The sequence below is a fragment of the Trueperaceae bacterium genome (genome assembly GCA_036381595.1).
In the GTDB taxonomy this organism is placed as follows: Bacteria; Deinococcota; Deinococci; order Deinococcales; family Trueperaceae; genus DASVCN01.
Window position 1 is genome coordinate 52,224 of the sequence record DASVCN010000024.1, and the last position, 25,507, is coordinate 77,730.

24 protein-coding genes are annotated in these 25,507 nt (G+C 66.4%); 16 read left to right on the forward strand and 8 right to left on the reverse strand.

All coding sequences use genetic code 11. From position 1 onward, the window contains the following. Positions 1–144: 144 nt before the first annotated feature. Positions 145–1,119, reverse strand: coding sequence for an alpha/beta hydrolase-fold protein (locus VF168_08370; protein ID HEX7004189.1), 975 nt, complete (start codon positions 1,117–1,119; stop codon positions 145–147). 72 nt (positions 1,120–1,191) lie between these two features. Here VF168_08370 and VF168_08375 point away from each other — a divergent pair, with 72 nt between their 5' ends. Genes VF168_08375 through VF168_08385 form a run of 3 tightly spaced genes read left to right on the forward strand, consistent with a single transcriptional unit; the run spans position 1,192 to position 4,238 of the window. Beyond that, entirely contained in the window at positions 1,192–2,367 is a 1,176-nt protein-coding gene (locus VF168_08375) for a PatB family C-S lyase (protein HEX7004190.1), read from the forward strand. After that, entirely contained in the window at positions 2,364–3,059 is a 696-nt protein-coding gene (locus VF168_08380) for a uracil-DNA glycosylase (GenBank protein ID HEX7004191.1), read from the forward strand. Before VF168_08375 ends, VF168_08380 begins: the two co-directional genes overlap by 4 nt. Positions 3,060–3,095: 36 nt before the next feature. Next, positions 3,096–4,238 (forward strand): class I SAM-dependent rRNA methyltransferase, encoded by a 1,143-nt coding sequence (locus VF168_08385; GenBank protein HEX7004192.1) that lies wholly within the window; start codon positions 3,096–3,098, stop codon positions 4,236–4,238. A gap of 48 nt (positions 4,239–4,286) precedes the next feature. On the opposite strand, the gene VF168_08390 is transcribed toward VF168_08385, so the two are convergent. From VF168_08390 to purB, 4 genes are all read right to left on the reverse strand, one after another. Next, complete coding sequence (locus VF168_08390) at positions 4,287–5,129, reverse strand: alpha/beta hydrolase (protein HEX7004193.1); 843 nt, start codon at positions 5,127–5,129, stop codon at positions 4,287–4,289. Then, positions 5,126–5,386 carry a phosphoribosylformylglycinamidine synthase subunit PurS gene (purS, locus tag VF168_08395; protein HEX7004194.1) on the reverse strand — a complete coding sequence of 87 codons (261 nt, stop codon included), beginning with the start codon at positions 5,384–5,386 and terminating at the stop codon, positions 5,126–5,128. The genes VF168_08390 and purS overlap by 4 nt, the downstream gene beginning before the upstream one ends. Continuing rightward, positions 5,379–6,125 (reverse strand): phosphoribosylaminoimidazolesuccinocarboxamide synthase, encoded by a 747-nt coding sequence (gene purC / locus VF168_08400; protein HEX7004195.1) that lies wholly within the window; start codon positions 6,123–6,125, stop codon positions 5,379–5,381. Before purC ends, purS begins: the two co-directional genes overlap by 8 nt. A gap of 71 nt (positions 6,126–6,196) precedes the next feature. Next, the gene (purB, locus tag VF168_08405) at positions 6,197–7,501 is read right to left on the reverse strand and encodes an adenylosuccinate lyase (protein HEX7004196.1); all 1,305 of its coding nucleotides are present in this window, start codon (positions 7,499–7,501) and stop codon (positions 6,197–6,199) included. A gap of 79 nt (positions 7,502–7,580) precedes the next feature. On the opposite strand from purB, the gene VF168_08410 reads away from it, so the two are divergent. After that, a complete protein-coding gene (locus tag VF168_08410; GenBank protein HEX7004197.1) occupies positions 7,581–8,759 on the forward strand; it encodes a hypothetical protein in 1,179 nt (392 codons plus the stop codon). Positions 8,760–8,835: 76 nt separating this feature from the next. Here VF168_08410 and VF168_08415 read toward each other — a convergent pair whose 3' ends face one another. Next, positions 8,836–9,312, reverse strand: coding sequence for a YbaK/EbsC family protein (locus VF168_08415; GenBank protein ID HEX7004198.1), 477 nt, complete (start codon positions 9,310–9,312; stop codon positions 8,836–8,838). A gap of 319 nt (positions 9,313–9,631) precedes the next feature. On the opposite strand from VF168_08415, the gene gyrA reads away from it, so the two are divergent. The 6 genes from gyrA (at position 9,632) to VF168_08445 (ending at position 16,436) form a co-directional block, all read left to right on the forward strand. Beyond that, positions 9,632–12,112 (forward strand): DNA gyrase subunit A, encoded by a 2,481-nt coding sequence (gyrA, locus tag VF168_08420; protein HEX7004199.1) that lies wholly within the window; start codon positions 9,632–9,634, stop codon positions 12,110–12,112. Positions 12,113–12,231: 119 nt separating this feature from the next. After that, complete coding sequence (locus VF168_08425; protein ID HEX7004200.1) at positions 12,232–13,152, forward strand: nucleoside hydrolase; 921 nt, start codon at positions 12,232–12,234, stop codon at positions 13,150–13,152. Positions 13,153–13,204: 52 nt separating this feature from the next. Next, complete coding sequence (gene ftsE, locus VF168_08430) at positions 13,205–13,885, forward strand: cell division ATP-binding protein FtsE (protein ID HEX7004201.1); 681 nt, start codon at positions 13,205–13,207, stop codon at positions 13,883–13,885. Further along, positions 13,854–13,988 (forward strand): hypothetical protein, encoded by a 135-nt coding sequence (locus VF168_08435; GenBank protein HEX7004202.1) that lies wholly within the window; start codon positions 13,854–13,856, stop codon positions 13,986–13,988. Before ftsE ends, VF168_08435 begins: the two co-directional genes overlap by 32 nt. Before the next feature lie 121 nt (positions 13,989–14,109). Continuing rightward, on the forward strand, positions 14,110–14,889 hold the full coding sequence (locus VF168_08440; protein ID HEX7004203.1) for an ABC transporter ATP-binding protein: 780 nt from the start codon (positions 14,110–14,112) through the stop codon (positions 14,887–14,889). Beyond that, positions 14,886–16,436, forward strand: coding sequence for a hypothetical protein (locus VF168_08445; GenBank protein HEX7004204.1), 1,551 nt, complete (start codon positions 14,886–14,888; stop codon positions 16,434–16,436). The genes VF168_08440 and VF168_08445 overlap by 4 nt, the downstream gene beginning before the upstream one ends. A 72-nt stretch (positions 16,437–16,508) precedes the next feature. Here VF168_08445 and VF168_08450 read toward each other — a convergent pair whose 3' ends face one another. Together VF168_08450 and VF168_08455 are read right to left on the reverse strand one after the other, a co-directional pair. Continuing rightward, on the reverse strand, positions 16,509–17,258 hold the full coding sequence (locus VF168_08450; protein HEX7004205.1) for a metallophosphoesterase: 750 nt from the start codon (positions 17,256–17,258) through the stop codon (positions 16,509–16,511). Between the two features lie 28 nt (positions 17,259–17,286). Continuing rightward, on the reverse strand, positions 17,287–17,937 hold the full coding sequence (locus VF168_08455; GenBank protein ID HEX7004206.1) for a hypothetical protein: 651 nt from the start codon (positions 17,935–17,937) through the stop codon (positions 17,287–17,289). A 108-nt stretch (positions 17,938–18,045) separates the two neighbouring features. On the opposite strand from VF168_08455, the gene VF168_08460 reads away from it, so the two are divergent. The 6 genes from VF168_08460 to VF168_08485 all read left to right on the forward strand — a co-directional run bounded on the left by VF168_08460 (position 18,046) and on the right by VF168_08485 (position 25,487). Then, the gene (locus tag VF168_08460; GenBank protein HEX7004207.1) at positions 18,046–20,640 is read left to right on the forward strand and encodes a hypothetical protein; all 2,595 of its coding nucleotides are present in this window, start codon (positions 18,046–18,048) and stop codon (positions 20,638–20,640) included. A gap of 10 nt (positions 20,641–20,650) precedes the next feature. Next, positions 20,651–21,601 (forward strand): EamA family transporter, encoded by a 951-nt coding sequence (locus VF168_08465; protein ID HEX7004208.1) that lies wholly within the window; start codon positions 20,651–20,653, stop codon positions 21,599–21,601. 178 nt (positions 21,602–21,779) lie between these two features. Continuing rightward, complete coding sequence (locus tag VF168_08470; GenBank protein ID HEX7004209.1) at positions 21,780–23,012, forward strand: argininosuccinate synthase; 1,233 nt, start codon at positions 21,780–21,782, stop codon at positions 23,010–23,012. Continuing rightward, on the forward strand, positions 23,009–23,494 hold the full coding sequence (locus VF168_08475) for a GNAT family N-acetyltransferase (protein ID HEX7004210.1): 486 nt from the start codon (positions 23,009–23,011) through the stop codon (positions 23,492–23,494). The genes VF168_08470 and VF168_08475 overlap by 4 nt, the downstream gene beginning before the upstream one ends. Further along, entirely contained in the window at positions 23,491–24,909 is a 1,419-nt protein-coding gene (argH, locus tag VF168_08480) for an argininosuccinate lyase (protein ID HEX7004211.1), read from the forward strand. Before VF168_08475 ends, argH begins: the two co-directional genes overlap by 4 nt. Next, entirely contained in the window at positions 24,906–25,487 is a 582-nt protein-coding gene (locus VF168_08485; GenBank protein ID HEX7004212.1) for an N-acetyltransferase, read from the forward strand. Before argH ends, VF168_08485 begins: the two co-directional genes overlap by 4 nt. Positions 25,488–25,507 lie beyond the last annotated feature (20 nt).

Genomic DNA, 25,507 nt, shown 5'->3' on the forward strand with positions numbered 1-25,507 from the left:
GCATGACGGCCCTGCCCGAGTAGGGCCGTCGCGACGAACGATTTTCACGGGTCAGCGTCGGGCGTTCCGGATAGTCGGTCACACCCTACGCCGCGGTCCGCGACAGTATAGCCGAGCCGGAGGCCGACCGATCCCCGGACGGCGCTACGGCCGCAGGAGGAACTCCAGCGCGTTGCCGAGGCCGTTGCGCCAGTTCGTCCAGTTGTGGCCGGCATGCCTCTCGCGATACTCGTGATCGGCTGCCTTTCCGGCGAGCTCCCGGTGCACCTCGCGATTCACGTCGGTAAGCCACTCGATCGTGCCCACCTCGCTGTACCAGCGCAGTGGCAACGACTTCCGGCCTTTCAACTGCCCGAGCACCCACGACTCATCCGAACCGTAGAAATCGCGATCCCCGGGAGTGCCCAGGAAGGCGCCCGAGAAGGTAGCCAGCCCGGAGAACCGTTCGGGGTGGAGCAGGGCCATCGTGGCGCTGACGAGGCCCCCGAGCGAGGCTCCCATCAGCAGCGGCTCGCCTCGCATCGGGTACCTCGCCTCGAGGAAGGGGAGGAGTTCCTCCAGAGTGAAGGCTCTATACTCCTCGTTGAACCCGTACTCCGCGCTCCGGTCTGCCGGCTCCACGAAGGCGAGTCGGCCCGGCCGCGCCTTCCCTTGGGCCAGGAGCGCCTCGAGCACCCTCGGCAGACCAGCCAAACGCAGGAAAGCAGTGCCGTCGTGGACGATCACGAGGGGCATGCCGGCATCCTCGTGGCCGTGCGGGGTGTAGACGGTCATGCGCCGCACGCCGCCGAGGCGAACGCTTTCGAGCCGGTGCCGGTCCAACCGGCCCGAAGCGATCTCTTCCGGCAGGTCCGCATATTCGCTGGACCGGTACTCAGGACCTACGATGGCGCTGACCTCCGGGTACCAGGGGTTCGCGGCCCGCAGGTCGTTGCCGGGGTCGGCCCGCATCCGTCCTTCACCGTCGATGAAGGCGTACTCGAAGTAGACGTCATCGGGTAGCCGGATACGGAAGCTCTTCACCCTGCTGGAGTCGACCGGGTGCGGGGAGCGATCCATGTCCGTGTTGTCCGAAACGACGTGGGTCGCCCAGTTGGGGATGTTTATCTCGGCCTGCACGGGCAGAGTTTACCTTCGCTCCTCCCGTCGCCGGGCAGTGGGAGGCGCCTTAGACCCCTGGTAGACTCCGGCATGGTTCATCCCTTCGATGCCCTCAGCGAGGAGATGCTTCGCTCACGCCCCTCGGTGAAGTGGCGTCACTACCCGGAAGACGTGCTCCCCTGCTGGGTAGCGGACATGGACTTCCAACCGGCGGAGCCGATCCGTCGCGCCATCGCGGAATACGCTCGCGCGGGGGACCTCGGCTACCCGCCCAAGGCGGGCCTCGCGGGACTCTTCGACGCCGTCCGCGGCAGGCTCTCGAACCGGTTCGGAATCGAGGTGGGGCCGGACGACCTGATGATGATGCCTGGCATAATCCCGGGGCTCTACCTCGCGGTTCGCACTCTCGCCGGCCGCGGCGAGGGGGTCGTCATCCAGCCGCCGGTCTACCCGCCCTTCATGGCGGCGGTCACGAACAGCGGACGGAAGGCCGTCTACAACCCTATGCGGTTGGGCGGCAACGGCTGGGAGTTCGACTTCGACGGCCTCGAACGTTCGATCACGCCCTCCACCAGGCTGCTCATGCTGTGCAACCCCCAGAACCCGACCGGCCGGGTGTTCAGCCGAGCCGAGCTGGAGCGCCTCGGCGACATCGTGCTGCGCAACCGGCTCTGGGTGGTTACCGATGAACTGCACGCCGACCTCACCCTCGATGGGCGGTTCACACCGTTCGCGTCGCTGGGCGAGCAGGTCGCCCGGAGGACGTTGACCCTCTACGGTCCCACCAAGGCGTTCAACATCGCCGGCCTGAAGATCGGCTTCGCCTTCAGCACCAACCAGGAGCTGATGGAGACGGTAAGGATGGCGGCTACCGGCCTGGTGGTACCGGGGAACGCAGTCGCCCAGGCTGCGACAATCGCCGCCTACGGCGAGGGGGACGAGTGGCTCGGGCAGACCCTCGACTACCTGCGCAGCAACCGGCAGTTCCTGATCGAGTTCGTGGAGCGCGAGCTTCCGGGCGTGTCGCTGCACGCTCCGCAAGGAACCTACCTGGGCTGGCTCGACTTCAGGGAAGCGGATCTCGGTGAGCCCGCGGCCCGGTTCCTGCTGGAGAAGGCGAAGGTAGGGCTCAACTCGGGCAGCGATTTCGGGCCCGGCGATGGCACTCCCGACCTCGAAGGGTTCGCCCGGCTGAACTTCGCCACCTCGCGAGCGATCCTGACCAGGGTGCTGGAGCGGATCGGAACGGCCCTGACCGCCAGATGAGCTTCGAACCCCTCCCGCCCGCCCTGGCCCAATGCCGCTCCTGCGCACGACTGGTCGAGCACCGCGAGCAGGTCGCCCGCGAGAAACGACGCTCCTACCGCGACCAGGAGTATTGGGGGCGACCCGTCCCCGGCTTCGGCGACCCCTCAGCGCGGATCGTGCTGCTGGGCCTCGCTCCCGGCGCTCACGGCTCGAACCGGACGGGGAGGATGTTCACCGGAGACGCCTCGGGCGACTTCCTCTACCCGGCCCTCCACCGTGCCGGCTTGGCCAACAGGCCAACAGCCGTCTCGTCCCAGGATGGACTCGCCCTCTCGGACGTCTGGATCACCTCGGCCGCCCGCTGCGTACCGCCGGGCAACAAGCCGCTGCGGGAGGAGCTCGTCAACTGCCGCCGCTGGCTCGCGCACGACCTCGCGGGACTCCGTAACGCCCGCCTCGTGGTCGCGCTGGGCAGCATCGGTCACGACAGTTACCTGGAGTACCTCAAGGGGAACGGCGCGCGGTTGGTCAAGCGCGACTACCCGTTCGGCCACGGCCGCCTGCACCGGCTCGAGGAGGTCGGCGGCCTGCCGCTCCTCGACAGCTTCCACCCGAGCTTCCAGAACACCAACACCGGCCGGCTCACCGCACAGATGTTCGACGAGCTACTTGCGCAAGCGCGACGGTTGGTGGAGGCGGAGCCGGGATGAGCCTGACCCGGCGACCGACGTCGCTCGTCCGGTCGGATGCTTAGGACACTCAATCTGGGCAAAGACCTGGAGAAGGCGGTTTCCTCGGGCCATCCCTGGGTCTACCGCGACTCGCTTCCCCGCCACTCCGCAACGACGGGCGAGTGGTTGAGGGTGGAAGCCGGCAAGGCGTCGGCCTACGGCCTCTACGACGAGGAGGGCGCCATAGCCGTGCGCATCTTCAGCAGCGAGGGCCTGCCCGACAAGCGGTGGTTCGCCGAGCGCGTCGAGGAGGCGCTCGAGCTGCGGTCGGATCTGATCGGATCGGGCACCGACGCCTACCGGCTCGTCTACGGCGAAGGTGACGGCCTGCCAGGAGTCGTGGTCGACCGCTACGGCCGCTACGCCGTCGCCAAGGCCTACTCGCCAGGGGTCAGGAGCATCCTCTCCCCCATCGTGAAGGCGCTGGCCTCGGCGATCGACCTGCGCGGTGTGAGCGAGCGGAGCGCGGCCGGCCTGGAACCCCTCTACGGTCAGCTGCCTCCGCCCGAGCTGACGGTCGAGGAGAACGGTCTTCGCCTACTGGCGAACCTGTACGAGGGGCAGAAAACGGGACTCTTCCTCGACCAGCGCGACAACAGGGCTACTGTCCGAGGTTTCGCGGGAGGACGAAGCGTCCTGAACCTCTTCTCCTACAACGGTGGCTTCAGCGTCTCGGCCCTCGCCGGAGGCGCCACCTCCGTCGTCTCGGTCGACATGTCCGAACCGGCGCTCGAGGACGCCAGACGGACGGTGCGACTGAACGGCTTCGACCAAGCCCGCCACGAGACGGTCACGGCCGACGTCTTCGAGTACCTGGCGAGCGGCTCGACCGACCGGTACGGGTTGGTTGTGTGCGACCCTCCTTCTCTGGCGCACGCGAAGCGAAGCCGGCATGCCGCCTTGCGCGCCTACCGCAAGCTGAATCGGGGTGCGTTCTCCAGGGTCGAGCCGGGAGGACTCCTGGCGACCTCGTCGTGCACCGCTCAGGTTTCCCCCGAGGAGTTCCGACGGGTAGTCGCCGAGGCTGCTGCCGAAGCGGGTCTGAGGGCTCAGATCGTCCACGAGGCGGGACAACCTCTCGACCATCCGGTGCCAGCACACTTCCCCGAGGGTCGCTACCTCAAGTTCCTGGTGTTGCGCGTGCTCGAACCTGCCTGAGCCCGGCTACTTCCGGGCGGGCCTCCCGCGATCGGCGCGTCCGCCGGTTCAATCCTCGAGCAGCCGCGCTTCCAACCAGTCCCCGATCCGCTCGCGGATGCGCTCCTGCTCCAGGTCGTTGAGGAGTTCGTGCATGCCGCCGGCGACGAGTTCGAAGGTCACGTCGGTGGAGCCTGCCCGCCTCGCCAGTTCACCGCTCGCCGCAGGGTCCGCGATCCGGTCCTCGCTGCCGTGGAGCAGCAGCAACGGCACCTCCAGCCGGGCAGCATGTTCGATGGCGGCGGAGCCCCGGAAGAGCTCGAGCACGGTGCCTGCCGACGCCTTGCCGTGGAAGACCAGCGGATCGTTGCGGTAAGCCTCGATCTCGGTGGGCAGCCGCGATAGCTTGCTGGCATCTACCCTGTCAACTCCCAGGCGGGGGAAGTACCGCGCGAGCGCACGGACGATCCTCAACCGACCCGGCGAAACGGGTTCGCCGTGACGGAGGTAGGGCGCGCTCAACACGAGTGCGTCTGTCAGCCGTGGTCGACGCTCCAGCAACAGGGCCGACACCGCTCCCCCAACGCTGTGTCCCACCAGCCCACAACGCAACTCCGGCAGCTCCTTCCGAACGCTCTCGACGTACGAGCCCAGATCATCGACCAGCAGGCCCAGATCGCCGACTTCCCCTTTCCTTCCACCGCTCTTGCCGTGGCCGGCGAAATCGAGCGCTCGTACCGCCATCCCGCGGCCGCTCAGCTCGATGGCCAGCTCATCGTAGCGACCCGCGTGCTCGCCGTAGCCGTGAGCTACGACGACGAGCGCTCGAGGCGCGCCTTCCGGGTTCCAGCTGAGGGTATGGAGGGTGGTGCCGCCCGTCCCCTTGAACGAGCCGCTCCTGCGCCGGTTCACTGGCTGTCGAGCTCGATCAGTTCGAAGGTTACGTCCTCGAGCACCGGATTGGCCAGCGTCTTGCGCGCCACCTCGTCGAGCTGCTTCTCGAGTGCCTCACGTTCGCCGCTCAGCTTCATCTCGATGCGCTTCCCCACTCGCAGGTCGCTGATGTTGTCGTGGCCCAGCCGCTTGAGGGTCGTCTCGACGGTACGTCCTTGGGGGTCGAGGATCGACCGCTTGAGCATCACTTCGACGACGGCACGGTACTCAGGCATCGATCTCCTCGTGCGCCCCGCCCCCTTCGACCCGGCGCAGCACTTCCTCGTAGGCTTCTTCGACACGCCCGAGGTCACGTCGGAAGCGGTCCTTGTCCAACTTCTCGCCCGTCCGAGCGTCCCAGAGACGACAGGTGTCGGGGCTTATCTCGTCGGCCAACACCAGCTCTCCGTCGGGTGTGCGGCCGAACTCCATCTTGAAATCGACCAGGTCGAGGTCCCGGTCCATCAAGAAGTGGCCGAGCGCCTCGTTCACTTCGATCGCCAGTTCGAACATGCGCGTAAGGTCGTCCTCACTGGCGAAACCTAGGGCGACGGCGGTTGCGTCGTTCATCGGTGGGTCGCCCAGTTCGTCCGATTTGTAGCACCACTCGATAACCGTCGGATCGAGTTCTAGCCCCTCGTCGACCCCGTAGCGCTTCGCGAACGAGCCGGCGGTGCGGTTCCTGACGATCACTTCGACCGGGACTATCTCGACCGCCCGCACCAGCTGCTCCCGTTCGCTCAGCTTGCCGACGAGGTGAGTCGGCACGCCGTGCTGGGCCAACATCGCGAACAAGCGGCACGAGATGGCGTTGTTGATGATCCCTTTGCGTGCGATCGTGCCACGTTTCTGAGCATTGAAGGCGGTGGCGTCATCCTTGTACTCGACGATGAAGAGTTCCGGGTCGGCCGTCTCCCAGACCTTCTTCGCCTTGCCCTCGTACTTGAGGCGCGTCCGATCGGGTGGCTTCTCCACGAGCGGACTATAGCAAGGCGGGCAGAGGACCTGTCGCGGGCCTCCGGGCGGCGCCGGTCCCGGCTTCTCGGCTAGAGGCCGAACCGACCGTAGATATCGTCTACGTGCCGTAGATACCAGGCCGGATCGAAGGCGGCGGCGAGCTCCTGGGCGCTGAGCGGGTTGTCGGGGTCTCGGGCCAACAGCTCGCGGAGGTGGGTCCCCTCCTCCCAGCTGCGCAGGCTGTTCCTCTGGACGATCTCGTACGCCTGCTCGCGCATCATCCCGTGTTCCACCAGCATGTGAAGCACCCGTTGGGAGTAGACGAGTCCGTTGAGCGCCTCGAGGTTGCGCCGCATCGCCTCGGGGTAGACGACCAGGTCCGTCACGACCCGAGTCGTCCGGCGAGCAGCGTAGCTGGCCAGGGTGGTCGAATCCGGAAGGATCACCCGTTCTACCGAGGAGTGGGAGATGTCCCGCTCGTGCCACAGGACGACGTTCTCGAGGGCCGCCTGCAGGTTGGAGCGCAGAAGTCGGGCGATCCCGCTGATGTTCTCCGTTGCGATCGGGTTCTTCTTGTGCGGCATGCTCGACGAGCCGGTCTGGCCCCGCGCGAACCCCTCCTGAGCCTCACGCACTTCGGTTCGCTGCAGGTGGCGGATCTCCACGGCGATGCGTTCCAGCGTGGTGCCCAGGATGGCGAGTGATGACATCAGCTGCGCGTGCCGGTCCCGGGCCACGGTCTGGTTGGTGATGGCGTCGGATTGTAGGCCGAGGCCCTTCGACACATGCGCTTCGATGCTGGGGGGTACGTGCGCGTAGGTGCCCACCGACCCCGATACCATCGCCACCGAGACCCCGTCGCGTGCCGCTTCCAGCCGTAGCAGGTCGCGACCGAGGGCGGCGTAGAAGTTGAGGAATTTGAGACCGAACGTCATCGGTTCGGCGTGGATGCCGTGGGTCCGGCCGATGACGGGGGTGTGCCTGTGTTCGACGGCTCGCTCGCGCACGACCTCGCGGAGTGCTTCGACATCGGCGATTACCAGGCTCATGGCATCGCGCAGCAGCAAGTTCTGGGCGGTGTCCACGACGTCGGTAGAGGTGAGGCCCAGGTGGATGAAGCGCGCCTCTTCCCCAGCCCTCTCGGTGAGTGCGCGGGTGAAGGCGACGATGTCGTGCCGGGTAGTCTTCTCGATCTCGGCGACGCGCCTGGCGAACTCCTCGTCCAGGGGGTGGTCCTCCAGCCTCTGCCTGATCCGCTCGGCGGTTCCGGCGGGCACCTCCCCCAACTCCTCCCACGCCTCGGTGGCCGCCAGTTCGACCGCCAACCAGGTTCGGTAACGATTCGCCTCGCTCCAGAGGCTGGTCATCTCGGGGGTGGCGTAGCGTTCGATCACGCGTGGACGCTATCACGGCTCGCGGCACTAGAATCGAGGAACGACAGCCGATCGCGCATCCGTTCACCGGGAGACGACCATGGCGCCTGACCGCCTACTGACTTCCCTACTGGCCTTCGCAGCTCTCCTGGCCGCGCTGGCCGTCTATGCCCTCGATCGACCCGAGACGGTGCTGATCGGCGCCTTGACGATGATCGTGCCGACGCTGCCGACGCTGGAGCTGCCTCTATCAGGTGTCCTTCCCTCTGCCCTCCATGCCTTCGGATTGGCGCTCCTGGCCCGGCTGCTACGTCCCGGACTCGCGCCCTATGCCGCGGCACTCTCCGCAACAGTGGTCGCACTCTTGCTGGAGTCGGCTCAGCTGCTCGGCCCTCCAGGACTCGCACCCGGCCGAACTCCGCTCAGCGGCACTTTCGATCCCGCCGACCTGCTGATGTGCCTCGTGGGCGGAAGCGCCGCCTTCGTGGCCCTCTACCTCACGAGCTGGCGATCGCCTTCCGAGCGGCACCGGCGAACGGCGATGGAACCAGTCCGGTGGTTGCCTCTCATCGTCGCAGCGACCGCCAGCAGTGTCGCCACCACTCCGACGGGACTTCCGCCCGGCTGGCTGTCGGCCGATCTCACCCGACTCTGCCCGGGAAGTCCGACCCTCCTCTCCTGGAGCACCTCGGCCCAGCACGAGCTCTTCCTCGTAGCCTCGGACCCGGCGGCGATCACACCTGGTTTCGAACGTCTCCCCGTGGAACCGAGCGGAGAGCTGCAGGTCGCGATCCATGGCGATGTCGAATTCCAGCTCCAGGGGCCGCACGGACTGCCTCCCGGGGGCGAGTCGGAGCATTCGTACGCGTTCACCGCTAGCGTCCGGTCGATACCGACAGGAGGTGAAGACCTTGTTCTCTACGCAGAAGCAGGGTGTGCCGGCGGACGTATCACGTGGGATCCGGTTCTGGTTTCGGCCCTGGAACATGACGACCACACGGTGGTCTCCGGTGTCAGCAGCATGGATCCCGGGTTCGGCGAGCCCGTCCCTGGGGATCTGGTCGTCGGGCACGCACTCATCGAACAGCGACTGGCGCCTTCCTCCTCCACGGCTGTATTCGACGGGACTCCACTGGTCGGGGCATGGAGCATAGTTCCCTCCCAACCGCTGGGCGACGGCTACTGCCCTCTGGAAAGCGCCTCGCAGATGCCGGTCGCAGCGATCCGAGTCCATTACGTTTGCCCTGGTGGCACAGGCGCTCAACAGTTGCGGCAGTAATCCTCTTCCCAACGAGTGCATCCCGACGAGGACGAACCCGTATACCTTCGAGCGCTGTCTACCACCAGTGGAGCCCCTACCTCACGTCGATCACCTGGGCACGGGTCACGCGCAGCAGCTCCTGAGGCGCGACCGCGAATACGGCGTCGGGTCTTCCGGCGGCAGCCCAGATCAGTTCGAATCCGAGCAGGTCGCGGTCGAGGTAGATCTTCAGCGAGTCGTCGTGCCCCAGTGGTGGCACTCCGCCCACGGCGAAGCCGGTCCGTTCGCGTACCGACTTCGCATCAGCCATCTCGAGTCGCTCACCCAGTTGCTCGCCAACCTTTCCGAGGTCGACTCTGTTGGCGCCGCTGACCACGATCAACAGCTGTTCTAGGCTGCCAGCAGAGCGGAACACGAGCGACTTGGCGATCTGCGCCACTTCGCAACCCACCGCTCTGGCGGCGTCCTCGGCCGTCCGCGTGGAGTCGGGGAAGCTCTGCAGCTCGACTTCCAGGCCGTGTTCTTCGAGCGCGTTCTGCACTCGATCCAGGCTCCGGCTCGGCTTGGCCATCCGCACCTCCGAATGGCACACGGTAACACTCGACGCTACAGCTCCGGCAGCAACCACCGCTCTCCCGTACGAGGAGGGTTTCTCTCGTCCTGGACAAGCAAAGTTAGTTCACCATGCGTTGCGGCGGGTGGGCCGCGGATGGTACACTTCCACGTTGGTCGACGGGACGCTGGTGCGGCCCGCCCGCGGCAACACCGGCAGTTGGTGACGGCGTGAACCTCACCCTCACTCTGCCGCCAGGTTGTCTGACGACGACAGCTCGGAGGCCCCCAGAGGCAGACCCGGGTGCGTCGCCGCCAGCCTCCGGGGAGGAACGCTTTTGAACGAGGGTCAAGTCGTCCCGGTCCAGATCACGGACGAGATCAAGACGAGCTTCATCAACTACGCCATGTCGGTCATCGTCGACCGGGCGCTTCCTGATGTTCGCGACGGCCTCAAGCCGGTGCAGCGGCGCATCCTCTACGCCATGCAGCAGGAGGGTCTCGCCTCCAATCGCAAGCACTCGAAGAGCGCCGGCGTCGTGGGTGAGGTCATCAAGAAGTACCACCCGCACGGTGACAGTGCGATCTACGACGCCATGGTGCGCATGGCCCAGAGCTGGAACGTGCGCTACCCGCTCGTGGACGGCCAGGGGAACTTCGGATCGATCGACGGGGACCCAGCCGCTGCCTACAGGTATACGGAAGCCCGCATGACGCCGGTAGCCGAAGCGATGCTGGCCGATATCGAGAAGGAGACCGTCGACTTCAAGGACAACTTCGACGGCACCACCGTCGAACCGGAGATCCTCCCGGCTGCCGTGCCCAACATGCTCGTCAACGGCGCCTCGGGCATCGCCGTGGGCATGGCTACGAACATGCCGCCACACAATCTGAACGAAGTGGTCGACGCGCTCCTGGCGATGATCGACGACCGGGACATAGGCGTCGACGGCTTGATGAAGCACATCAGCGGGCCGGACTTCCCGACCGGCGGCGTGATCAGCCGCGAGGGGATCCGCCAGGCGTACGAAACCGGTCGCGGTTCGATCAGGGTTCGCGGACGAGTACGCATCGAGGAGCGCAACAACCGCACCTCGATCGTCGTGACCGAGATCCCCTATCAGGTCAACAAGACCTCGCTCATCCAGACTACGGCCAGCCTGGTGCGCAGCAAGAAGATCGAGGACATCTCCGCGCTGCGGGACGAGTCGGACCGCCAGGGCATGCGGATCGTCTTCGAACTCAAACGCGGCTCGATCCCGGAACTCGTCCTCAACCAGCTCTACAAGTACACCCAGCTGCAATCGTCGTTCGCGGTCAACAACGTCTGCATCGTGGGACGCTCGCCCCGGCTGCTCTCCCTTCGCGAGACCCTCTCCTACTATCTCGACCACCGTGCCGACGTGGTACGGCGCCGTACCGAGTTCGAACTGCGGAAGGCTCTCGAGCGCGCCCACATCCTCGAGGGTTACCTCATCGCGCTCGACCGGCTCGATGAAGTCATCGCCCTGATCCGCGCCTCGGCCGACGGCCCCACCGCCAGGACCGGTCTCATGAGCGAGTTCGGGTTGAGCGAGGCCCAGGCGCAGGCGGTCCTCGACATGCGCCTCCAGCGCCTCACCGGTCTCGAGCGTGAGAAGCTCCAGCAGGAATACCGCGAACTGCAGGAGGAGATCGCCCGGCTGCGCACCATCCTCGGTGACGAAGCTGAGCTCTGGAAGGTCATCAAGGGTGAGCTGAAGGACGTCAAGAAGCAGTTCGGCGACGAGCGTCGTACCCAGATCGTCGAGCTGACCGACGACATAGGCAAGGAAGACCTGATCGCCGAGGAGCAGATGGTCGTCACCTTGACGCGCGGCGGCTACATCAAGCGAACAGCTCTCTCCGCGTACCGGGCCCAGGCGCGTGGGGGCCGCGGGGCCACCGCACAGAAGGCCAAGGACGACGACATCAACTCGATGCTCCTGGTGGGCAGCACCCACGACTACCTGCTCTTCTTCACCGATCGCGGCCGCGTCTATCGGGAGAAGATCTACGATCTGCCCGAGGCCGACCGCGCGGCGCGGGGATCGCACGTGCGCAACCTGCTGCCGCTCGAGAACGACGAAGCGGTTCAGACGGTGCTCTCTCTGCGTGACATGGACGCCGACGGCTACTTCGTGTTCGCGACTCGTCGTGGCCTGATCAAGCGCACCGCCATCCGCGACTACTCGAACATCAACTCCGCCGGCCTCATCGCCATCAACCTTCTCGACGGGGACGAACTCGTCGCCGTTCGCATCACCGACGGCAACGCCGACATAGTCCTCGCGACCGAGGGTGGCCAGGCGATCCGCTTCGAGGAGTCGCAGGTACGCGACACCGGCCGCGCCACTCAGGGCGTCAACGGTGTGCGCCTCAAGGGCGACGACATCGTCGTCAGCCTCGCCGTTATCGGCGAGGAGCACAAGGAATCGGCGGAGCTTCTCGCGGTGTCAGAGCGGGGCTTCGGCAAGCGCACCCTGCTCTCCGAATACCCGGTACAAGGCCGGGGCGGGCAAGGCGTGATCACCCTCAAGGTGACCCCCCGGACCGGCACGCTGGTTGGCCTAAACTGCGTGCTGGGCGACGAGGATCTCCTGCTCCTCTCCGAACGCGGCGTCCTCATCCGCACCAAGGTCGAGCAGGTGAGCTCCTACGGCCGCTCCTCGCAGGGGGTGACCATCATGCGGTTGGACGATGGCGACAGGGTGGTCTCGGCTATGGTCATGGTCGCTGAAGAGAACCTCGAGAAGGTCGCGGAAGAGAAGGAAGCGGCCGAACGGAAAGACCTGAACTAGACATCAGACATACCGAGTTCCGAGGGCCGCCCTCCCAGCGGGGGCGGCCCTCTCGATTCCGGATCGAGTCGGCCCCTGGAACCGGCGACCGGCGAGGGGGTCCGTGCGATAGTTACGTCGTGAGTCGCCCAGCGGTTATCCTCGACTGCGACCCGGGACACGACGACGCCATCGCCATCATGGCCGCAGCCCGCTACTGCGAACTGCTCGGCATTACGACGGTCAACGGCAACGTCGACCTGGAGCGCACCACCCGCAACGCCCTCATCACCTGCCAGGTTGCCGGGATCGACGTACCGGTGCACGCCGGAGCCGCCAGACCCCTGGTTGCCGAACCGCACCACGCCCAGTTCATACATGGCGACAGCGGGCTCGACGGACCGGTGCTCCCGCAACTGGAGCGCTCGAGCGCCAGCGGCGACGCAGTTCGCTTCATCATCGATACCGTTCGAGCGCGCGACGACGTCTGGCTGGTGGCCGTCGGTCCGCTCACCAACGTCGCGCTGGCGCTGCGGCAGGCACCGGACATCGCCGAACGGCTGGCGGGCATTTCGATCATGGGCGGGGGGATAAGCTTCGGGAACGTCACGCCGACAGCTGAATTCAACATCTTCGCCGATCCGGAAGCCGCGGCCGCACTCTTCGGCGCGCCGCTGCGGCGGATCATGGCGCCACTGGACCTCACCCACCAGCTGCTGGTCGACGAGGCGATCATCGATCGATTCCGCCGGACCGCCACCCCCGCTGGGACCTTCGCCGCCGACATGCTCGACTTCTACACGCACGCCTACGCGAGAGCGTTCACCGGGAGCAAGGAGGGGGCGCTTCACGATCCCTGCGCGCTCCTGGCGGTCAGCCACCCGGAGCTGTTCGAACGCCAGGAGATGTACGTGACCGTCGAGACGCGGGGCGAGCATACCCGGGGGATGACCGTCGCCGACAGGCGCGGAGTGCGAAGCGACCTGCAACCGAATACGGAAGTCCTGACCCGTATCGACCCCGCGGTTGCGCTCGACCTGCTCGTCGAGAGCGTGAGCTGAACGGCCGGGGGCCAAGAGAACTCACGTCGCCGCCTCGCGGTAGAGTCTAGAGGTGGTTCAGTTCCACCATGTAACCAAGACCTATCCGCGGACGCACACCCACGCCCTGCGGGATCTGGACTTCCGCATCAGGAAGGGCGAGTTCGTCTACATCACCGGCCACTCCGGTGCAGGCAAGTCGACGCTCCTGTCGCTGATCCTCAGGCGCATTCTGCCCACCGAGGGCAGCGTCTACCTGCTGGGTCAGGACCTCGCCAAGCTGCGTGAATCGAAGCTTCCGTTCCTCCGCCGCAGGATGGGCATGGTCTTCCAGGACCACCGGCTTTTATCGAACCTGAGCGCCCTCGACAACCTCGTCTTCACGCTCAGGGCGACCGGCGAGCGGGGCAATCTCGAGCAGCGGGCTCTGCTCGCCCTTCGTCAGGTGTCGCTGGCTCACAAACGCAAGGCGTTCCCGATCGAGCTGTCGCTGGGCGAGCAACAGCGCGTGGCCATCGCTCGCGCCCTGGTCACGAATCCGCCCCTGCTCCTGTGCGACGAGCCTACGGGAAACCTCGACCCGGACACCTCCTGGGAGATCCTCGAGCTCTTGAACGACGTCAACATCAAGGGCACCACCGTCGTCGTCGCCACGCACTCACGCGACCTGGTCGAGAGGCTCCGCCGACGCACCATCGTCCTGCGCAACGGCGAGCTGGTTCGTGACGATGAAACCGGCGGTTACTCGCTCTAGACCGAACTACGTCGTCTGCCCCGAGTGGTTCCACCTGCAGGTGGAACGCCGCATCACCCACTCCTACCTCTCGAACGGCGGCGGCTCCGGTGGTGCGGCCTGAATCGCGGCTGGTCGCATGCGATTTCTCATCGAACCGGCGACGCCTCTCCGCTAACATCGACCGACTCCACAGCTTCACGCCCCCCGGCGCCAACGCGCCACCTTCAAGCAGAGGAATCCCGATGATCGAACTCCCCGACTCCGACGTAAAGACCAGCCGGGCAGCCGCACCACCGGCGTTGCGCCTCGAATCTCTGGCGAAGTCGTTCGGCAGTAACCGGGCGGTCCGCGGCCTCGACCTCGAGGTTCGCCAGGGCGAGTTCTACGCCCTGCTCGGACCCAATGGAGCAGGCAAGACGACTACCCTGCGGATGGTGGCGGGCCTGGTCGAGCCCGACGGCGGCGAAGCTTTCGTCCTCGGTCACAGCGTGCAGCGTGAGCCGGCGCGGGCCAAGTCGCTGTTGGCGTTCCTGCCCGATGAACCGCTGCTCTACGGTAAGTTGCGGCCGTTGGAGTATCTGGAGTTCGTTGCTGGCCTCTGGCGTGTGCCTGCCGAGGAGGCGGCTCCCCGAGCGAAGGAACTGCTCGAGTGGCTCGACCTGTGGAAGAACCGCTACGACCTGACGGAGACCTTCTCGCGTGGCATGAAGCAGAAGCTCGGCCTCGCAGGGGGACTGATCCACCGGCCCAGGCTGATGATTCTGGACGAACCGCTCACCGGGCTCGATGCGGCCGCGGCGAGGGACGTGAAAAACCTCCTGAGCGAATACGTTGCCGACGGGAACACTGTCATCCTGACCACTCACATCATGGAGATCGCAGAACGCCTGGCCCAGCGGATAGGGATCATCAGCCGCGGGCAACTGGTCGCAGAGGGTAGCCTCGATGACCTCCGCCGGGCGAGTGGCGACGACGACGGAACGCTGGAGAACGTCTTCCTGGAGCTCGTGGAGAGCAGGTGAAGCCGGGAAGCCTGCCCTGGCTGCTGCGCCATGAACTGAGGCTCACCTGGAGGGAGCTCACCTCCCGCGCCGAACCAGGTCTCCTCGTCTTCCTCTGTCTGGGCCTACTGGCACTCGTTCACGCCGGAATCTGGTACGTGCTCGGTGGATTCCTTGCATCCTTGGGAGGACCGGTGCGAGATGGAGCGGTCCAGGTAGGCGGACTGCTGTTGCTGGCTGCCATTCCCATAGCGCTCGCGGTCGCGATCAACAGGAGCGTAAGCGGGGTCTTCGAACGCGCAGACCTCGATCTGCTCGCCGCTTCCCCACTCTCGTCACGGGTGATCTTCTCGTCACGTGTTCTCGCTGTCGCCCTCCAGGTCTTCCTGCTGTTCGGGGTCGTGCTCATCCCGGTCGCCAACATCGCGGCGCTCGTCGGTGCTCCCAGACTCCTGGGACTCTACCCCACGCTGCTGGGCCTGTCGCTCGCCGGAGCGAGCCTGGGGATGCTCATCACTCTCGCCCTCGTCAGGAGCATCGGCGCCAGGCGCGCCCGAACCGTTTCACAACTGGTGGGAAGCTTCCTGGCGGCCGGTCTGTTCCTGCTCACCCAGGTACCCACGCTATTCGGCAACGACTTCGACTCCGCTCTGGCCGGTTCGGTCCAGAGGTTCGCGGGCCTCATGTCCGAGGGCGGCGCTCTAGGGCCGAACAGTCTGATCTGGTTGCCGGCCCGCGCGATCTTCTTCGACCCGCTGGCGGTGATCGTCGTGGTTTCGACCGGCATCCTCCTCATCGTCGCCAGCAGCTTCCTCCTGCACAGATCGTTCGCACACGGAGCCAGTGAGCCTACGACTTCGAGCCGACGCGTGAGGAATGGGGCCGCGTCGGTCCGTTTCAGTAACCGCACGTTCACCACGCTGCTGTTCAAGGAGTGGCGTCTCATCCTCCGTGATCCCTACCTCATCTCGCAGACCCTCGTGCAGCTCCTCTACCTCGTACCGCTGGTCTTCCTGATGTTCTCTCCCGAGGAGGCCCCTTCGATCTTCGCGAACCTGTGGCCGGCGCTGGCGGCGGGGCTTGTGGTCCTCACCGGCACCCTCGCCAGCAACCTGGTGCGCATCTGCGTTTACGGGGAGGAGGCCGACGACCTCATCGCCGCTTCTCCTACAGGCCGAGCACGGGTCGAGAGGATGAAGGTGCTCGCGGGCCTCCTGCCGGTCTGGTTCCTGGCGCTTCCCGGTGTGCTGGCTATCGCGTTCGAATCGGTGCCGCTGGCCCTGCTCACGGCACCCGTAGTCGGCGTGATGACGCTATCGGTGGCAGTGACCCGGTTGTGGAACCGGGTGGAGATCAAGCGGGCCGATCTGTTCCGGCGGAACCGGAACCAGGGCGATAAGATCGTGGCCTTCCTGGAAGGACTCATGCCGGTCGCTTGGGCGGCCGCGGTTCTCGGTCTGGGCAGCGCACAACTGTGGGGTCTCATCCCTCTCGCCATCGCCGTAGGCCTACTCGGGATCGCCTATCTGAGGGTGCGGCCACGCGCCGGTCGCTCGGCCGTCAGCTAGGCTCCTTCGCTACCGGCGCCCAGGCTGAAGAGGACATCGGTGGTCGCCAGGTAGCCTCTGTCCCGGCGCGGTCTAGAGTTGGAGCAGCGTGTAGTCCAGCCGATCCTCGGAGACGATCATCTCCAGGAACTGCAGGTTCGACAGGGCATCGATCATCGCGAAACCGTTCTCCTTGTCGATGTGGATGCCATCCTTCATCACGGTGTGGCCGTATACGCCGAAGCGGTGGCCCGCCTGACGCACGAGTTCCGGCTTGGCGTACCACCACTGCTTGGTGTCGCTGTCGTGATAGAAGAAGTCGTCGAACTGCTGCATGCCTGGAAGCGGACCCGCGTGAGCGAAGTGAACGCCATGGAAGGTCTTCTCCCGGGCGAAGCCGCGGAACCACTCCTTGAGGTCCTCGGGCAGTTCGACTCCACCCTTGGCCGGGTTGAACTCGTCATGCCGCAGCCCTCCCCTCGTCGAAAGGTCGTAACCGTGATCGAGCGCCACCTCGTCGTGGTTTCCCAGGATCACAGTCACGTTGCCGCACGAGTGGTCGACGTAGTTCTTGAACCGGTACAGCTCGCGGATCTGCGCCTTGGCCGCCCGCCTCAGATGATCTGGGTTGTCGGCGTCGAAAGGCTCCTCGCCCACCGCCTGCGCGTAGGCGCGGTCATCCTTGTAGTGCACCAGGTCGCCGATGCAGACCACCTGATACCGGCCCTCCTTGACCATCGCGGTGGGCTCGAACTGGTTGTCGCAAGCCGACGCCGCCTTCAATACTCGCCAGAGTTCGGGCCACTGCCCATGCACGTCGCCAACGGCGATGATCTTGATCACTTGGTGCTCCTGAACGCCGAAAACGCGCTCATGTGGGGGTCTCGGCCCGCCGGGTCAGCAACCCCCGGAGCCGGCCGTAGAGTTCGCGGGCCGCTTGCGGATCGGAGCCGTAGCCACCATACTCCACGAGCAGGCGGGCGGCCTCCAGGCCCTGTCCTTCGAGCTTGAGACGTTCGACCAGTCGATCGATCGCCTGTTGACCCTCCGGTTTGACCGCTTCGGTCGGGGTCGTGTCGGAGGGCTGTACTGGCTCGGAAGAGTCGGCCGCGGCGGTCCCTTGCTCCGGCAGCAACGCCAGCCCCTCCTCGGGGTCGTAGTCGGTCCAGTGACTCTCCTCGTCGCTAACGGGTGGACGGAGTCCGAAGAGTTCGGCCGCACGAGCGAACGCCGCCATGGCGCACTCCTCTGGCCCCTCGCCATCCCGAACCGGCTCGACTATCGCCGAGCGGGCGACGCCGCCGATCTCCAGCTCACAACCCACTCCTGGACCGAAACTCCGGTAGCGGAACGACCAGCCGGACACACCGACGACCTCGTCGAGTCGCTCCTTGATCGCCTCCTGCAGCAGAAGCGGTTCGAGGCGGGCGCCGCGACGGTCGGGGGCCAGTTCCTGTACCCGCCAGGTCATCTGTTGGGGGAGGAAGGGGGCCGAGAGGCGGTCCCAGGCGGTGCCGTCCATCGCGCAAGTATATCAGTGCGCGTAGATCCTCCAACACGTAAAATCCCTCCTCTACGACGTGAAGCAATCCGCGCAGAGCGCGAGAAGCTATACGGTAAGGTCTTGGGCATGGCGCAGCCCCGATCGGTCAAGCAGCGCGCGGCGGGACTTCTCCTGCTGCCCCTCCTCCTCTTCACTGCCGCGATCTCGCAACCGTTGCCGAGCCTCGAACTGGACTCGACGAGTTATGAGGTCGGCGACGAGGTGACCCTCGAAGCCAGCTCGTTGACCCCGGACGAGGAGTTCCAGCTGACCATCGTCGAGCCGGACGGAGAAGCCGTCGAGGAGACGCTCACAGCCGACTCGGAGGGACGCCTGGCCTACACCTTCCAGGTAAGAGAAGCGGGCGAGTGGAGCTTGCGACTCCAGGGCACCGACCTGAACGCCTCGATCAGCGTTGAAGTGGTTGGTGAGGGGACCGCTGAAGGCGAGGAGCGAGCCGATGCCCAGGAGAACCGGGTGGACGCGCAGGCCGAGGAGCGTCCCGGCGGCGATGAGGCACAGGCCGGAGGGCAGGCCGCCGGCCGCTCCACGGACGAGGCGTTGCGTTCGGACGCCGAAGCCGAAGCGCAAGCCGCTGGACAGGACGCCGGCGACGATGGGCGGTCCCAGCCGGGTGAACAGGTCGAACCCGAAGGGGAGGCGCAGGCCCCCGCAAGCGAACTTCAGGAAGAACTGAAGGTCGCGGTCGACGGCGACGCGGTCGTGGCAACGCGAGGAGACGAGCGAGTCTGGCGCTTCGACTTCCCCGATGGGAGCGGGGGCACCGGAGCCGTTCTCGAGGCGGGCCAAGGCGTCTGGGTCGGCCACGGCAACAGCCTCATACTTCTCGATCGGGAGACGGGAATAGCGCAGCTTCGCTACCCCATGCCCGGTCGCGTGATCCGGATCGAGCCGATCGGAGGCGCGATCTCGGTAGTGAGCGACGTGGGCGGCAGCCTCCGCCAGCGGATCGAGGTGGACGGCCAGGGACCGCGCTCGACCGTTCGCTTCGGCGTCGACCTCGATACCTTCGACTGGCTGAGGAACGAAGCGGACGTGCCCGACCCCGAAGCCCGGTTGCAGGTCGACCCCACCAATCCCTGGCTGCTCCTGCAGGTCGGGATCGAGACGGACGACAGGCAACTCCTGCGCGAGGCCGTCGAGCGCGGCCGCACCTTCTACGACCTCGCCGGCCTGGCCCGCGAACTGTACGAGACCGGCGAGGTCGAACTGGCCAGTGAAGCCATGGACCGCGCACTCGAGGACTTCGCCGACCGAGGTTACGATCCTGAGCTGCTCACCGACGCCGACCTCCACTATGCCTACGACTTCCCGCTGGCGCCCATGGAGGAAGCGCTCGACAGCGGCGATCTCGAGGCCGCCAGGTTCTGGGCGCCCTGGCTCAACCTGGTCAGCAGCGAGAACGCGCCCCGGACGACATCCGCTCTGCAGGCGTACGCTCGGCAACTCGCCGCCGTGGGCCAACGGGACGCGGCCTCGCTCTGGCGCGAGCGGGCCACGCCCGCCGGGAGCGCCTCGCCGGCAGCCAGCCTCGACCGTTTCTTCCTGGGGCTCGCCCGCTCCGGTTGGTACGGAGTGGCAGCCCTCCTCGCCGCGATAGTGGCGCTTCACCTCACCCTCACCGCGAAGTACTGGGCGCCCCAGTCGCTCGCGATCCGACGGTCGCGTGAAACCGCTGGGCGCAAGCGGCCCTGGACACGGCTGTTCGCCATCCGCTACTACTCCTTCACCGAGAAGCTGGTGCTCGTGCTGCTCTTCGCCGCCTGCATCACACTGCTCGGGCTCACCCGCTGGTACGAGTCGGCCGGCGAGCGGCCGGTCGCCCTCGCTTCCGGCACCCTGGCGAGCCCGCTGGCACGCGAAGTGGTCAGCAGCAGTCCACTCGAGGGGCCGCGCGCCGACTTCATCGAGGGCTACGCTGCGCACGTCGTAGGCGAGGAAGCGAGCGCTCGCGAGAAGTACTCCTCGGCAGGCGACTACCCGCCCGCGCTGAACAACCTCGCTGCACTGAGCGGAAACGACGCGCTCTATCAGCGGGCGCTCGAGTTGGCGCCGGGCATGCCCGAGGCGGCTTTCAACCTGGGCCGGGCGCCCGATCCCTCACCGTTCCATGCGAACTACAGAGCCGACGAGCCACTCCTTGCGGTACCCGGTACGGCTGATTTCCGGACCGCGATATCGGGTAGCTGGCAGAGCGCGGTGGCCGCGACCTTCTCGAACCCCTGGCTCGCTCTGAGCGGGATGGAGTTCTTCTCGGTACCGCAACTCGTCTGGCAGTTGATCCTCGCACTCTTCCTCGTCTGGGTGCTCGTCACACTCGTGTGGCTCGTCATCCCGCGGCCGTCGCTGGCCCGCAACGCGCCGCGGACCGGCGTCTACCACCTTCTTGCCCTCCTGATCCCCGGCAGCGGACTGGCGGACGAGGCCTGGGGCGTGCTGCTCATGGTGCCCTGGGCGCTGCTGGGCGTGGACGCGCTCGCTCAGTGGCTGGGTTGGCAGCGCTCGCTGGGGCTGCCGCTGGAGACCGAACTGTGGGCGCTCGCAGCCATCTATGTGGTCAACCTGATCGCCTTCGTAGTGGAGTACCTCTCCTACCGACGAAGGATGAGGGAGTTGCGGCGGCGCCACCCTGAGGCGGTAGAGGCGTACGGCCTCGCCTGAGGAGAAGAGGTTGAGCAGCAACCAGCCGGGCGCAGCAGCGTCCGGCTATCTGTTGGTCATCGTCGCCGCAGTTCTCTGGGGACTCATCGGCCTGATCTCGACGGGCATCCTGGCCGAGGGCGTCTCGGCGATCGAGGTGGCCTTCTGGCGGGCCCTCCTCGGCGGCGCCCTGTTCCTGGTCCATGCGGCCGTTACGGGAGACCTGGCACTGCGGCGGCGGACCGACGCCATGCCGATGGTCGCCTTCGCACTCGTGGGTGTCTCACTCTTCTACGCTTCGCTGGTCCTCGCCATCGATGAAGGCGGCATCAGCCTCGCCTTCATCCTCCTCTACACGGCGCCGCTCTTCGTCATCTTCGGCGCCTGGCTCCTGCTTGGTGAAGCCCTGACGGCCCGCAAGCTCGTCCTCGCCCCGCTGGCGGTCCTCGGCATCGCCCTGGTCTCGTGGGGCGGCGGGACGGGGATAACAATCAGCGCGGCCTCGATCGTATGGGGCCTGGTATCGGGCCTCAGCTACGCCTCCTACTACATCTTCGGCAAGCTCTACCTGAACCGCTACCGCCCCGCCACGATCTACGCCTGGGTGATGCCGCTCGGCGCGGTCTTCCTCCTCCCGCTGGTGGAGTTCGCCCCCAAGAGCGCGAGCGCCTGGCTGCTCCTCGGCCTCCTTGCCCTCCTCTCCACCTACGTCGCCTACCTCGTCTACTACACCGGCCTTGCCCGGGTGGAGGCATCGAAGGCGGTCCTCGTGGCAACGATCGAACCGGTCGTGGCAGTAGTACTGGCCGCGCTGTTCCTCGGCGAACGTTTCGGTCCGTTGGGCTTCGCCGGCGCTTCGATGATCCTCGCGACGGCCGTGCTGGCCGCCCTCCCTTCGCTACGGCGGTCCCGGACAGAGAGGAGCCGGCCGGCGGACGACGGCTCGGACAGCCACGGCCTTGACCCCTCCGGGCGCCCATGATAGATTTGCGTCGTTTTCGCGGTCGATGAAAGAAATTTCAGAAGCCGCCTCCCAATATGCATAATCGGACAGCAACCCAGACCCGCGCCCGACGCCGTTAACCGCTCGCACGAGCGGCAGGTTCCCGTCGTCGCCCTGGCCGGCGAAGTCTGGGTCTTTTTCGTTTCCGGAGGACAAGATGGCCGACAGATTCAACAAAGTGGTACTCGCCTATTCAGGCGGCCTCGACACCTCGGTGATACTCCACTGGATCAGGGAGCGTTACGGCGCCGAGGTGATCGCCTTCACCGCCGACATCGGCCAGGGCGAGGAGGTCGAAGAGGCGCGAGCCAAGGCTCTCAGGACCGGCGCCTCGAAAGCTTACGCCGACGACCTCACGGACGAGTTCGTGAGCGACTTCGTCTTCCCGGTACTCCGTTCCGGCGCCATCTACGAGAGCTACTACCTGCTGGGCACCTCGTTCGCTCGCCCCCTCATCGCCCGCAGGATGATCGAGATCGCTCGTCAGGAAGGAGCGGACGCCGTCGCTCACGGGGCAACCGGCAAGGGAAACGACCAGGTTCGCTTCGAGCTCTCGGCCTACGCCCTCGACCCCGACATCAAGGTGATCGCTCCCTGGCGGGAGTGGGACCTGCGCGGCCGTGAGGACTGCATCGCCTACGCCCGGCAGCACGACATCGCCGTGCCGGTGACCAAGGAGAAGCCCTACTCGACCGACGCCAACCTCTTCCACATCTCCTACGAAGGCGGGGTGCTGGAGGATCCCTGGACGGCGCCGCCCCAAGGGATGTGGAAGCTGACCGTGGACCCGGAGGCGGCTCCCGACGAGGCGCAGACGGTCGAGGTCGAGTTCGAGGCCGGAAACGCGGTCGCGATCGACGGGGAGCGGCTATCACCGGCTCAGCTCCTCCGCAAGGCGAACGAGGTCGCCGGGAGGCACGGGGTAGGACGGGTCGACATCGTCGAGAACCGCTTCGTGGGCATGAAGTCGCGCGGCTGTTACGAAACACCAGGCGGAACCCTCCTCTACCACGCTCACAAGGCCGTGGAGTCGCTCACCCTCGACCGTCAGGTACTCCAATTGCGGGACGATCTGGTGCCTCGCTACGCGGCCACCGTCTACAACGGTTTCTGGTTCTCACCGGAGCGCGCTGCGATGCAGCGGTTGATGGACGACATCCAGAAGCCGGTGACCGGAACCGCCGGGCTGAAACTTTTCAAGGGCTCCGTCACGGTGCTCGGCCGCAAGTCGCCCAACAGCCTCTACCGTCAGGATGTAGTCACCTTCGAGGAGGACGACGTCTACCGGCAGGGTGACGCCGACGGGTTCATCAAACTCAACGCCTTGAGACTGCGCATCGCCCGCCAGTCGAGCGGGAGCACTGCGGGCCTGGAGGAGCAGTCGGAGTGAACGGCTCCCCGGCCACCCCCCACGTTGCCGGCGGCAGGGCGAAGGGCGGCGCCAAGCTCCGCTGGGCGACGATGGACGACGGCGCACGACTGGGCGCGCTCTTCCGCACTTCTCGACCCGAGGAACCGGAGACCGAGGCCGGGGTTCGCGAGTGGCTCGAGAGCGGCGGTGCCGCGCTGCTCGAGGAAGAGGGAGGCAGGGTCCTCTGCGCCGTGCGCTGGCGCGAGAACGGCAACGGCTGGCTGCTCGACCGGGTCTGCACCTTGCCCGAGGCGCGCAGCCTTGGCTTCGGTCGCTGGCTCATGACCAAGGTCGAAGCGCTGGCGATCCGCTACAACATCCCCGAACTGACCGTGGAACTGCCCGATGACCAGATGGCCGGCTACTACCGGCGGCTCGGCTACCGGGTTGAGGAGGCGGCCACCGGCAATCTCGCCCGCAAGCGCGTCGGCGGCACCTGGCAGCTGAAGGACCTCGCGTGAAAGGGGCCGGGGATGAGCAGAAACGCATGTGGGGCGGCCGCTTCGAAGAGGCGACCGACGAGCTGGTGCAGCGCTTCAACGCCTCGGTCGATGTCGACCGCGAACTGGCGCTCGAGGACATCGAGGGCTCGGTAGCTCACGCCACCATGATGGCCGAGCAGGGGATCGTCAGCGAGGCCGAGGCTCGGCAGTTGATCGCCGGCCTGCGAACAGTGAAGGCAGAGATCGAGGCGGGCGGGTTCGACTGGCGAAGCGAGCTCGAAGACGTTCACATGAACATCGAACGGGCGCTCACCGAGCGGGTAGGACCGGTCGGAGGCAAGCTCCATACGGCCCGCAGCCGCAACGACCAGGTGGCGACCGACTTCCGGCTCTGGCTCAAGCGCCGCAATCTCGAACTGCAGCGCCTCCTCACCGATCTGCGTGAGGTCCTGACGGACCTGGCCGAGGAGTACGTGGATGTCATCATGCCTGGCTACACGCACCTCCAGGTAGCTCAACCGATCCGCTTCTCGCACCACCTTCTCGCCTACTTCGAGATGTTCGGGCGCGACCGTGAACGGCTCGCCGACGGCCTCCGCCGCATCGACGTCTCACCGCTCGGAGCCGGCGCCCTGGCCGGCACCGGCTTTCCCATCGACCGCCAGCGCACCGCGAGCCTGCTGGGCCTCGCCGGCGTCGCTCCGAACTCGCTCGACGCCGTTTCGGACCGCGACTTCGCCCTCGAGTTCCTTTCGGCGGCAGCGATCGCCATGATGCATCTCTCGCGCCTGAGCGAGGAGCTGATCATCTGGTCGAGCCAGGAGTTCGGCTTCGTCACCCTGCCCGACTCGCACACCACCGGCTCGTCGATCATGCCGCAGAAGAAGAACCCCGACGTCAGCGAGCTGATCCGCGGCAAGACCGGGCGGGTGTACGGCTCGCTGTTGGGGCTGCTCACCACCATGAAAGGGCTGCCGCTCGCCTACAACAAGGACATGCAGGAGGACAAGGAAGGCGTCCTGGACGCCGTCCTCACCCTCCGAACCTGCCTCCGGCTCAGCGTGACGATGCTGCCCCGGATGAAGGTGAACGCCCAGCGGATGCGCCAGGCGGCCGGCGCCGGGTTCTCCAACGCCACCGACCTGGCCGACTACCTGGCCCGAAAGGGCCTGCCGTTCAGGGAGGCGCACGAGGTCGTGGGCCGGCTCGTGGCCCGGGCGCTCGAGCAGGGCACGACGCTCGAAGAGCTGCCGCTCGAAACGATGAAGGGGGCGAGTCAGGCGATCGATGAGGACGTCTACGAGGCGCTCGAGCTGGAGCGGGTCGTGGACGCCAGGAACAGCTACGGCGGCACCGCTCGCGAACGCGTTGTGGAGCAGATCGCACGCGCCAGGTCGGAACTGGCGAAGGAACGGGCAGAGGTTTCGCCATGATAGACGAACTCGTGAGGAGCGATACGGGTGCCGTTGCCGCGAGCCTGCGGGTACGGCCGGCGAGGGCAGAGGACGTGCCCGACATCTTCGACAACATCGGCAACTGGGCGCGGGAGGGGCGGATGCTCGTCCGACCCATGCAGAACATCTTCGAGAACCTCCGCGACTTCTTCGTCTGCGAAGAGGTGACGGCGGAGGGGCCCAGGTTCGCCGGCAACGCCGCGCTCCATATCCTCTGGGGCGACATCGCCGAAGTCCGAGGGTTGGCGGTGGCCAAGGGCGCCCAGGCGCGCGGCGTGGGTCGAGCGCTGGTGGCAGCCTGCGAAGAGGAGGCGCGACGGGTGGGTATACCGGTGATGTTCGCCTGGACCTACGAGGTGGCCTTCTTCGAGAAGTGCGGCTTCAGATTGATAGACAAGACCAGGGAGCTCCATCCGCGGGTCTGGTCGGAGTGCCTCCGCTGCCCCTTCTTCGTAGGTTGCAACGAGAACGGCGTGGTCAAGCGGCTCGAGGGAGTGCCGGTGCCACGCAATCTGCCGGAGCCACCCCCGGCCCAGGTGCCGCCGGGGATCCGTTGAGCACGACCTCCTGTCGCCGG